Below are 12,241 nucleotides of genomic sequence, written 5' to 3' on the forward strand. Positions count from 1 at the left end.
ATGACGGTCGCCCTAGAACTTGATTCATCCATGTAATGAATTACACGGTTTTCTCAAGGGATGACTTTAAATAAAATAGTATCTGTTTGCCCCTTCATGCTCAGTTGATGGATCATTGAAGTCCGCTTCAACCAGACATTATCCGATGAGCTCCACGCCGCCAATTCCGTCTTCAAATCAGGATTCTTATGGACTAAATAACCGATTGTTTTAACCAAGGCATCCACCGAATCCCACCACGATTTTTGGACAACCAATGTTTTTAATCTAGGTAAATCATCCGGCTGCAAATATTTCTTCATTTCTTTCAAATAATCACAAACAATATATTGAAATTCTCTTTCGGAAAATGACCAAAATTCGTCAACAAAAGCCCAGTCAATGATTGCTTGATTAGGATTTTCCATGAAGCGCAACTTTGCTTTTGCTTTCGCTTCCTTTAGGTAGGGTTTAAAAATATCCCGGCGCGTTTGGCTTTTGATACCAAGAAATGGAAACTGGTTACGTTGGTACTTGGCCATCGGTTCAGCATCATCGCTTGCATGATCATACATTTCTTCAATTAAGTACTGCCAATTCACCATCGAATTCTCCCTATTGAATTTCCGCTAACAAGTTCACCAATTGGTCTTTAAATCCTTGGCTAGAAATCCTCTCTGCAACTCGGCAATTCGGCGCACGCTTGAATTCCTCTTCCCAGTCTACAATGTTGTAGCCACGGGCAAATTGACCTTGTGTTTCAACATCCACGTAATATTCAGTCGCTTGAAGCATCAATTCTGGTACGGCAGCAACTGCAACCAATAATGAGTCTGTACAAGTAATCCCGTCGATTCCTCGTTTTGCCAGTTCAAACTCACGGACAAACATATTAATATCTAAGAAGAATTTTGAACCTTTCGTATTTAAAGCTTGAATTTCTTCAATATCTTCTTCATACATGACACCAAAGTCTAAAGAAGCATCCCAAGTAACCATGGTTTTTGCTGTTGACGCATTTAAAACGATTCTAGCCGCCTCAGGGTCCACATAGAAGTTATATTCAGCCGAGACATTCATATTCCCTAAGCGGTTATTTACCCCACCCATAATCCAAATATGCTTGATATCCGCTGCAATCTCTGGTGCCTTCTTAATAGCCATCGCGATATTGGTTAAAGGTGCTAAAGCTAAAATTTCAATCTCGCCTGGATTTGCCTTCACCGTATCAATAATAAAATCAATCGCATGCCCATCTTCCGCAGTTTGTGTTGGTTTAGGGAATACAGCATCACCCATTCCATTGCCACCTTGAATCTCCTCTACCGTATCGTGCGTTTCATTTGGCAGTGCAGTCATCGGATTTTGATAACCCTTAAACACTGGAATCTTATAACCTGGTTGGTAAGTTTCAATTGTCGTTAAGGCATTCTCTACTTCTTGATCAAAAGCCACATTACCTGCAACGATGGTGATCCCTTCTACCTTAAAGTATTTCATCGCCATCAATATGGCCGTTGTATCGTCCCCAGCAGTATCTGAATCAATAATTACTCTTCTCATCCGTAAACCTCCTAATATATTTCACTTCTCTATCTCAAATTATAGCCTATATGATGAGATGAAGATAACTCTAATTGAAAAATTAGCTCAATTTAGCATTATATATGATGCATCAATTTACTATATAAAGAAAAAAGCCCTCAAATGAGACTTTGAGGACTTCCTTGATATATTGATGGAGTTGAGGGGGCTCATCTGACCCCTTCACATCAACGTTTATAGTTATATAGTAATGGTTTATACTAAATTTTCACGCATACGCCTATGTTTTATGATTGTAAGTTTTACTAGATAATATATTTATATACTTCAATAAAATGTAGATTTTAAGTGGTGTAACTCTTCAAATTTAGTCGGTCTAAAATTTAATCTATTATCTTTCCCAATAGTCACTACTTCAGTTTTTTCTAATGTTCGTGCTACTCTATCCTCAGCTTCATTTTCAACTTTAGGTCTACCGTTTTCAAATACTTTGGATATACTACTGATAGATCCTATTGATTTTATCCACTCTTTCCATTTATACATATGAGTTCTGTCCTCTATAATTTTTTTTAGAAGCTCAATTTTTAATGTCTCTTTTAAATTCTCATCTCTTATTAGTTTATCAAGAAACTCTTCAGACATTTTATTAGATATTAGCTCACTCCACGCATTTGACTCTAAATTAATTTTAGAAATAATTTCTTCCCATAAATCAAACTCTTTAAAACCCTCTATTATTTTTTGATAATCTGAGGGTAAGAAATAATTTTCTAGTACATGTTTTCTTACTTGATTACCAGCATTATTTATCTTAAAGAGGGAAATTTTCTTATCATATTGATCTATAAGTTTTATACTATCACTATCTTCTAAAACATTCATGTTTAGTACATTCTCAACTACAACTTCAGATAATTCCTCAAAAATGTCACTATCCATAATTAATAATAAAGCTTCTTCAGAAGCAATTTCTTTACTTAAAACCGCAAAGTATTTAACAATTAAATTATCGTCATTTGTATCAAGTAATGTTACTAAATTCTGCTTGTTAAATTTAATTAAGTTATTTGATAAAAGAATCATATATTTCTCTAAGTTTAAATCAGAGTTAATTAAATCAATTTGGCTACTGACCTCTTCAGAAATTGATTTAAATAGATTAATTTCAGTTTCTACACAATTCAAAAGGTCTTTATACATCTCTTGGCTCAAAGAAAATTCTACTTCATAATTATCATTTATAAAGTTTATTATAGGAGAGACCTCTCCACATCTTTCATAGTAATTATTAAGATTATTTTGATTGTAGTTGACCAAATTATTGTTAAACAATTCAATTAACAACTTGTCATCTTCAACATAATTTATGTCACTAATGATAGATTTTTCAATACCTATAAATTTTCTTTTAGTTTCTGTTTCCAAGTCCGAATTTAGAATGCTTTTAAATACTTTTTCTCCAGAAAAAGCATAAACATCACTATTCTTTATTTTTACTATATACTCATTAATTAACTCATCTAAATTTTCCTCTACATATTTTTTTAATTCAAATAATGATTTGCTATCTAAATATTTAAAAAACCTACTTAAAATATCACTTTTTGATTTGTTAGTCGTAATTCCAGATCTATAGATTATATTTATTACATTTTCTAAATTAATAGCAAATAGTCGTTTTTTAATTAAAATTTTAGTGATATTTGAAGATATCTCTAAATCGGAAACATCATTAAATTTAATCTTTATTCTATCTAATCCCTCTAATATTGCTTCTTTATCTTCAAAAAAATCCAACTCCATTATCTTACTATTATTTGCCATATATTTATTAAAATCTGTATTTGATTCAATGTTTTTATACTCACATGCAATTCCTGCAAATTTTAATTTAAGATCAGATGATATAGAACCTGCATTAAAGACCTCATAAAAACTATTAAACCCTATCTTTAATAATATATCTACTAAATTTTTAAGCTTGTCATAATCATAACCATTTATATATTCAATTGCTTCAATATCGTTTGTTGATACAATAACGCTAAAAATATCTATTATTTCTTTTCCTTTTTGTTTTTCAATTAATTCATCCATTAGGTCATAATTTACGATATCTTTCCTTAGGTAGTCTTTTTCTTCAAAATATTCTGTCACAGTTTCAGGGTTATTTAGTTTGAAATCATTTTTAATCTCTTTACCCGACAGTACTCTATTAATAAATGTATTATCATTTTTCCCCAAAGAACCTTTGTGAAAATATCCTTTGTATCTCCAATAATTTTCATCAACTAGTCCTGATAATAATAAGAATCTTATCAAGGAATAATAATGATTATTTATAACTTGTTTATACTCTTCTTTGCTCTCATAAAAATACTTGCTTAATCCTTCTTCATTTAATTCAGAAAGAAGTTCACTTGTTTTAGCAGTATGCCTTCTACCTAGTTCTTCATTTAGTTTATCTATTTCATTATCTAAACTTTTTATCTTAAGATCTAGATTTTCATAATTAATTTGCTCTAATCTCTCTTTCAGACTAGAATCTCTTTTTCCTAACTCTTCTATAAAGGTATTAAATGTATAATTTTTACCAGTACTACCATAATATATAAGTCTACTTGCTTCTTTATTCCGATACCAATTATACATCAACTTTCCAGTTGACTCATTGACATTAAAATTGTAACCTTTTGGAATATTAACAGATAAAAAATCCGAAAATCTAGTTATTAACTGATTTTTTAGCTCCTCGCGTTCTGTTATTTTTTCTTTGAATGATTCTTCATATTTAACGATTAAAGTATCTCTTTTATTTAAAACTTCATATAAATATCCTCTATCGTATTCTAAATCTTCAAATTCCTTTGGGAATACATTTTTTAGTACTATTAAGGCAAAAAGCTCATTAGCGTAAACATCTGTTTCTATACTTTTTGAATAGATTTCGTATTCATTTCTAATAGAATATAAAAGCCTCATATCATCAATATATATTGATATTTGTTCTAATATTTTAGGATTTAATTTTAATTTATCATCTTCAATATCAGAAAAAATTTCTAATACTTTCCCTCGGGAATTATAAGAAGTAACTGCTGGTATGATTGGAATCATCAAATCGAAAAATTTTGTTCGATCTTTTGATTCAAACAAATCATCTCTGATTACATAAATGAATCGTACAATTTCACGAGATTTAGCATTTACGAGACTATTAATTTCTCTAAGTCTAATAAATATAGATATATTTTTAAATCTATCTAAATCCTCAAAAATTATCGTATTCACATCAGATGCAAGAATTAGATACACAATTTCTTGTGCTTCTAAATCCAATACTTCAGCAGCATCATAATCCATCAATTCAGACTCAGCCCCTTTAAAATTAAATCTCGTAAATTTTAAAGATATCCTTCTTGATAGCCATACTGCAGCTATAGATAATGAAATTAATAAAAAGATTAGAATTGATGAGTTAGACCATAAAATGACTTTCTCTACTTGTATTAAATCAGAGTAGAAATAGTCTAGTAAATCCCTATTAAATAGAGAGTATAATCCAATAGCAAACATGCATAAACATGCCGCGAAAAATAATACTTGCCACCATTTTCGCTTATCTTTAACTCTAAACTTGCTCAATGGAATCTTATGAGAAGGTATTTGGTATAATATTTGGTTTATAACTTGACGTTCCGCAATCTTGATTTTATTAGATGAATCACCGTTATTTTCAAAGTCTGCAATTGCAACATTTATAATATTTCCCTTCTTAAACTCAATTTTTTTATTAAAATATGTTTTAAGAAAACTACTTTTACCAGAACCATATATCCCTGTTATCGCTATGTTTTTAACATCTTCTTCTAAATAAGCCTCATCTAATGCTTTTTTTGATATTTTATAAGAAGGATGTTTTGTATCAACAAGCCTTGGGGTTAGTCTATGGAATTTAAAAGCCTCTATTTTTAACATTTCTTCCTCCTTTTCTTACAGTGCTTTTTTTTAAAAAAACTGGACTTAATCGCCGAAGTCGTCATCGTATTGTTTAACTAAAATTAATTCATAGCTAAATACTTTTTGAAAATACTCCGCATTGCAATTACTCTTGAAATTACTTCATCCATTAACTCATGATAATTTGTCTGATTATCGAAATCTAAATCTTCAATTTTTGTAATGATTCTACTTGCTTTTCTATTATCTAATCTTTGCCAGTCCAATGAAAATAGCAACTGTCTTTCTATCTCATCTCTTTCAGTAAATAATTCATCAAAAACCTCTTTGTTGTCTCTGATATATAATTCTACACCAATATATCCACCTTTATTAACTAGTGTAATACTAATATGTGCTTCGCTTGTACCAATAGAAACATCATACCAATGATCCATGGAAGCTTTTCTAGTATTGAATGGTTTACCTTTCTTAGTAACTACATCATTAAATTTTGTCCAGAAATTTAATCGTTCGGCCTGGGATCGATTCATCTCAATATCAGATTTTATTGACTTAGTACTCTTTATGAAATCATTAGGTTTTTCTATAATTTCAAATTTTGGTGCTGGTAAAGAATTACCTATTCTATATGCGTGAAGTTCAATTAAGAAAAAATTTATCTCCGTTACCATGTTATTATTCAACCATTCAATCGCACTTCTATGTTCTTCTCTAGCATTCTTGACTATCCAAATAATAACTTCTGCATCTAAACCAGAGGCATAGGTAATTATCTTACCTAAGTGATCATGATTTGAGTCCTCTAGTTGATTCTCAATAATAACTTTTGTATCTGTAGGCTCATCAATTGCTACTAAATCACAACGATATGCACCAACATAAGCTTCTTTTTCAATATCTGTGAGAGTTAATCCAACAATATTATTAAGTTCTTCTATATTTTCTGATTTTGAAAGCCAGTTAGAAAAGTCATACTGTTCGTGTTCCCAAAGATCTCTAATATCTACTTCAATTAATTTTCCAATTGTCATTAACATTTTACCTACTTTCATATTTAATCTAATTTTTAAGAAAACCCCATATCCTTCACTGGTGGATATGGGGGTTTAGCTATACAGTATCACTCAAACACTTCATCTAATTTTTCTTCTAATGCTCCATCTTCTGCATATGGATAAGCATCTAATTCTACAAAGTTCTTTTGGTTAATGCCTTCGGTCAATTCACTAAAGATAAAACTCGTCGCAATTCTGTAAATAATTTCTGTGGGAGCTAATCCATACACTTGGTTCTCTAGTATATGTTTTAGACGGTCATACTCATTAGGGTATTCTGACTTGATTACTTCACTGTTATACAACCTTTTAACAACTTCTGTGATGTATAAACCTGACTTCATATACAAATCAATAAAGGTCTTAGAGGAATCATCGTAAATACCTGGATTTTCATCTTCTAATTGTTGTACCATCTTTTGAACTACCCATTTAGGCGTATAAATTTGATTGGTATTTTGAGGTGGAATATAGTCATAAATATTCTCTTCGGTCTCTTCAAAGTAATTTGATAACTCAGATTTCTTGCGTAAAAATTCAAGTATAGATTCATTAAATACTACTTCGTTAAACAAGTTACCATTAAATTGTTGTTCTTCACCTTCATCATCAACATACGTACCACCATCTCGTAAGAAAATAAACTCTTCTAATGTAACACCTGTAACATCATAAAATACTTCATCACTGACGTACTCATCAAAGTTCATTAAGTTTAAATCTTCATCGCCATAAGCCATAATGAAACTAGGTATCGCTCTAGAAAATCCACGTAAATTAGATCGAATATCATCTTCAACAGTATTCTTTTTCTTTTCTTCTTGTTTTACTTCATGTTCTTCAATGATTTCTGTAGTCGTTTCTAAAACTATTTCCTCTATTTTAGCTTTCAAATCACTATAGGTTTCTTCAATAAAGGTTTTGTTTTCTTCCTCAACTTTTTCAGGGTCTTCTAATGCACCGTCATCTTCTAATTGTGCTTTACGGTCTGCTTGACGTACTTTTAACTCTGCTTCGAATGTTTCGGTTGCTTTATCGATCTTTTCTTTAGCAGCACGTTCCTTTTGCTTCCGTTGGTTAATAGTCAGCCCATACTCCGTGCGCATTTTATCAAAGCTTGGCTCTAATTCTTTGCTTAGGGCATCACTTAACTTTTCTCGAACTTGAATATTGGTTGTAAGACCTATGTCTGTAGGTTGAACAATCTCCTCGATTTCTTGTCTCTCGTAAATCTTGTCACCAAAAAGTCTGTCTCTTTTCTCTTCGACAACTTCATCTTCTACAAATGCATTTCCTTCTTCATCTACGTTTAAATCTTCTACATCTTTCGAATCTACTTTATCTTTATCTGTCGTTAATTTACCCTGCTCTGTTTTTTCAAACTTATTGATAATATCTAAGGCCTTTTTAGATCGGAAAATACCCGCAATATTATTAAATAATAGGTTACTCATGAATCCACGACGAACAACCTCTCGTGATTTTATTCTTTTTGGTAAAGTCAGGACTTGTTTTGCATCTAACTCAGTCATCTGACCGTCAGTATCTTCACCAATGACTGGAAAGAAATTTAGCAAACGCTTTATATTCTCTTCACGTTCCTCCATTGTTCCACTTCCGCCGGAGGTTGAACTATTTAAATTATTCGCAAATTCATCAATAATATCCAAAGTTCTCTCAGGTGCAAAATCAAAAATGTAAGCATTTTGCTTTCGATAAGTTACTGGATTACCTTCAGCATCTCTATCCGACCATTTATGAGGATTTTGGGCACGAAATCCAGCTTGCATATAGAGTGCCGGTGACTTCACGTTGCTTAACATCAGAACACCAGACCACTCAGGGACGGTTACACCTGTTGTCAATTGGCCAACTGTTAGAGTAATCGTTTTGTCATTATTAGCGATTGCATTTTTTACACGTTCTAATGCACTATTTCGACCGTCAACATTCTCTTCATCAACTTCTATCTCTTCTCCGTTAATCTGTTCGAGTCTTCCATCTCCAGCTACAGAAACAACTTCATAGTTTTCAAATACGGGGTGATTTCGTAAAATATTAGCAAGGGCTTTGGCACTGTCAACTCTATTCAACAACCATAAAGTATGCTTTAATTCATTTCTTAATTCTGGAGTAGAAAATGGATATTTTTGATTACTTGTTAAAGAATCTAGCCAATTTAAGATATCTGCTTCATAAATTAAATTACCCTTATCTTCAGTAGCAAAAAATTCATTCAGATCAAAAGCATAATCCACATTCGTCTCTTCATCTAAATCTGCGCCTTGTTTAATTTGTTCAACAATCATCTTCGACATTTGATATGTATACATATTTAAAGTAGGTAATTCTTCATATGGATTATGTTCATCAGTTTCGCTTTCATCCCAGTTCGCTTTAGCTTCTTGTTCATCCATATAAGACCAGTTAAATATTTGATTGGGTTCAAATTTGTCACTAGCAATTTGTTTAAATGGTGTTCCTGAAAGATGCAATATGTAGTCCGTTTGAATTCTATCTAAAGCAAACTCAGTTTTATTTGTATCTACAGCCTCATGAGCTTCATCAATGACTACTAAATCCCAAGGTAACTGTTTAACCCAACGCAACTTCGGAATATTTCCTCCAAAAAATTCAGAACCTTTCAAATCTTGTAAACTTACAAAGGCAATTTGAGCTGGATTATCAGAGTCTATCACTTTGTCCAAATAATCTTCGCGACTTAATATATCCCTATTTGAAATCGCAGGACTATCACTTACAAAATAGTAAGTATGTTCTTTATCATACTTAATAAATTTCTCGTAATCATCCACCCATGAATTTCCGATTGCTGGTCTATTTGTTAATATTAAAACATTTGAAAATTCCATTTCTTTAATCAAATCGTAAGTAGTTAAAGTTTTTCCAAATCTTGGTTTAGCATTCCACAAAAACTCCCCTGACTCACGACTTTTGAAATATCCAGCAGTCATTTCAACAGCTTCTCTTTGTTCTTGTCTTAAAACGTAACTCTCAGATTGTATAGAATCTTCTAACTCATGAATGTCTTCTTTTAACATAAATGCAGAAAACATTCTCTTTGATTTACTTACATCATTCTCAAAATCAAACCACTCAGTACCGCTCTCTCTAGGAATACCTTTACGAACCAAGTAAGCATGGAAATCATGATCATTGAAATAATAACCATCATTAAACCGTGCGACATAGTCCCACAATTTTTCAGGAGTTATACCTGCCGTATGGGTTTGTTCACGAATACGTCTATCCACGTCTCTCTCTGTGTAACCAATTTTAAACCAGCCCTGTTTCTCCAGGTTGCTTGGTGTTCGATAGGCATATATTTTTGGAATAATACGTGTCTTGGTATTAATATTCGGTGTTTGCATATTATTCCATCTCCTTAACAATGGTCTCAATGTAATTAATATCATCATTATCAAGATTATACTTTTTGTACAACTGACTATCTATATCAGAAATAGATCCCATCCAATCAATATCTGAATCTGATTGAAAGTTTTGAAGTGGTACATAGCTCCAAACATCTTTACGAGCATTATCAGGGGTAGCTTTTTTAACGCTTAACATTACTCTAGCAAATTTACTTTTAATATATTTATTTAATGCTATAGCTTCATTTTCTGTGTCAAAATTCCCGAGAGTAATAAAGGTTTGAGTAGGTATCATATGTGGTTCGGCCACAAAGGGTTCACTTAATGCCTCTCCGATAGCTCCTGTACCATTTGATTTAGCAACAAAGACTTTCCATTTTCCAATTGTTGGATGATCTTGAATATATTTTCTACGTATCCATTTAACTTTTCTTTTATGGTTTTGGCGACCAAGTATTCCAATAAAGTCCTTTAAATTCTTTGGATGTTCATCCAGAAATATATCAGAAAGTTTATCAAAAATATTTGATGTAATTGATAAGCGTTCAGATTTTTTAACCTTATTTTTCATCTCCGGGAAATCTTTATAAACCATATCTGACAGTCTATAGCTACTACGATTATGATGAATTAAGTTGATAGATTTCTCCATTATTGATGATACTTTGCTAGTAATTTTCTCCAATTCTTTGCTGCGAATAAATACTTCAATGTGGCCAAATTCTTTCTCATTATCATAATATGTTATTGCCACTCCACCCTTTATATCAGTGTTTTTGAAAATATTCCCACTGTATTGATCAAAATATAAAACTTTTAAATGTGGATTATTCAGCATTTCTTGATTCCAACTGCTTTTAGTTTGTCCGGCATCGGATAAAAATCTTGCTGGAGTAATTAAGAGAGCTTTATTTGAAATTTTATATGCTTCGTCCATAAAGTAAGGATAAATTGGAACATCTCTATTATTTCCTTCAGTTGTCATTTGGTAAGGAGGATTCCCTATTACAACATCAAACTTCATTTCTGCGTCATTCCTTTCCGAGAGCAATTTGAATTCGATTGTCTTGTCTACTCCCCACAACTTAATATTAGCTAGTTTAGGTGTGATATATTCTTCAGTTTCTATCTCTTCAAATAGATTAAGTTGAGTCCCACTTTCTTCAAGGCCCCCAACCGAATATGGTACTTCATATGTTAAGCCGTCCATTTGAAATACATTCAGACTTATTATTTTAGTAATTTCTAATAGTATTTTCTCTTTTGGGAAAGCTCCGAACATATAAAAATAATTATCGATAAATGTTAAGATTAAATTTTCTCTAGCTAGTAGAAGTGAGTCTCCTTGATATTCATAACCATAACTGGCTTTATAGATTTCAACAGCTAGCTTCAGCCATTCTTCTTCTAATTCTATTTTTTTATTCAATTTTTTAAATTTTATATCTATGAATCCTGATCGGTCTTTTAAAGGTATTACTTCGCCTGTTTCCATATCATAGCGGTTTACCATATATGGAGCTTCTCCACATGTAATTTCTAGCCATTTAGTTTGAATAAAATCAGCTAAAGGTAATTTTTCCATATCCTTAAGTGCAGCATTTACTTGTAATTTAATTACCCATGAGGGTGTGAACACTTCTGCTTTATTACGTTGACGTTCAAGTTGGAGATCTATATCTTTATCTACTCTTGGTCGAATGAAACCTTTGTACCAACCAGTAATTAGATTGATTTTAATCTCTTGATCATCTCGGAATGAATATCCATGATTAATATAGCTATCTGTTCCCCACTTTATATTCTTACCAGTGGTATGATCCTTAAGCAATAAATTTAATAAAGATTCATTTTCTCTTAGAATAATTGAATCATCTAAATCTGAGAGCGATAAGTTATTATTTTCTTTCAAGAAGCCAACTCCTTAGCTTTTCAATTAGTAATTATATTTGTTACGACCGTCAAACGATTTTTCCCGCATTGTTGTTTAAGTATTGTGGTAAAATCATCATTTTTTATTATTTTCCGTTGGTTATTTTTATAGATTATGATTATATTTTCTTCTAACTCTTCATCTGTTAATTTATCTATCCAATATGCATCAATAATTTCGTTAAGCGCTGTTGCTACATCCCGTTGGGTACGATAAAACTTTTTCACTTTCACAGAATCACCTCTGTATTATTAAATTCTTACTTTTATTATACTTTAGCTACGAATATTAATCTATTAACTTTTTGGGTTCTTTTACAAATAGTGTTGGTAAATAATTTTAAAGCACACGAATACGTTTTTTAG

At 31.6% G+C, this 12,241-nt stretch carries 7 protein-coding genes; all 7 read right to left on the reverse strand.

Going from position 1 to position 12,241, the window contains the following annotated elements:
- Nucleotides 1-53: 53 nt before the first annotated feature.
- The 7 genes from AC973_RS00940 to AC973_RS00970 all read right to left on the reverse strand — a co-directional run bounded on the left by AC973_RS00940 (nt 54) and on the right by AC973_RS00970 (nt 12,109).
- Nucleotides 54-584, reverse strand: coding sequence for a DNA alkylation repair protein (locus AC973_RS00940; protein WP_048726094.1), 531 nt, complete (start codon nt 582-584; stop codon nt 54-56).
- Nucleotides 585-594: 10 nt separating this feature from the next.
- The gene (locus AC973_RS00945) at nt 595-1,542 is read right to left on the reverse strand and encodes a nucleoside hydrolase (protein ID WP_048726097.1); all 948 of its coding nucleotides are present in this window, start codon (nt 1,540-1,542) and stop codon (nt 595-597) included.
- Nucleotides 1,543-1,851: 309 nt separating this feature from the next.
- Nucleotides 1,852-5,505: a hypothetical protein gene (locus tag AC973_RS00950; protein ID WP_048726099.1), complete on the reverse strand. Its 3,654-nt coding sequence runs from the start codon at nt 5,503-5,505 to the stop codon at nt 1,852-1,854.
- A gap of 83 nt (nt 5,506-5,588) precedes the next feature.
- Nucleotides 5,589-6,521: a DUF4268 domain-containing protein gene (locus AC973_RS00955; protein WP_048726111.1), complete on the reverse strand. Its 933-nt coding sequence runs from the start codon at nt 6,519-6,521 to the stop codon at nt 5,589-5,591.
- Between the two features lie 89 nt (nt 6,522-6,610).
- On the reverse strand, nt 6,611-9,937 hold the full coding sequence (locus AC973_RS00960) for a DEAD/DEAH box helicase family protein (protein ID WP_048726102.1): 3,327 nt from the start codon (nt 9,935-9,937) through the stop codon (nt 6,611-6,613).
- A gap of 1 nt (nt 9,938) precedes the next feature.
- Nucleotides 9,939-11,855 carry an Eco57I restriction-modification methylase domain-containing protein gene (locus AC973_RS00965; protein WP_048726105.1) on the reverse strand — a complete coding sequence of 639 codons (1,917 nt, stop codon included), beginning with the start codon at nt 11,853-11,855 and terminating at the stop codon, nt 9,939-9,941.
- 20 nt (nt 11,856-11,875) lie between these two features.
- Entirely contained in the window at nt 11,876-12,109 is a 234-nt protein-coding gene (locus tag AC973_RS00970; RefSeq protein ID WP_048726108.1) for a TIGR04540 family protein, read from the reverse strand.
- Nucleotides 12,110-12,241 lie beyond the last annotated feature (132 nt).

The sequence above is a fragment of the Carnobacterium sp. 1290_CSPC genome (assembly GCF_001053265.1).
Lineage (GTDB): Bacteria > Bacillota > Bacilli > Lactobacillales > Aerococcaceae > Aerococcus > Aerococcus urinaeequi.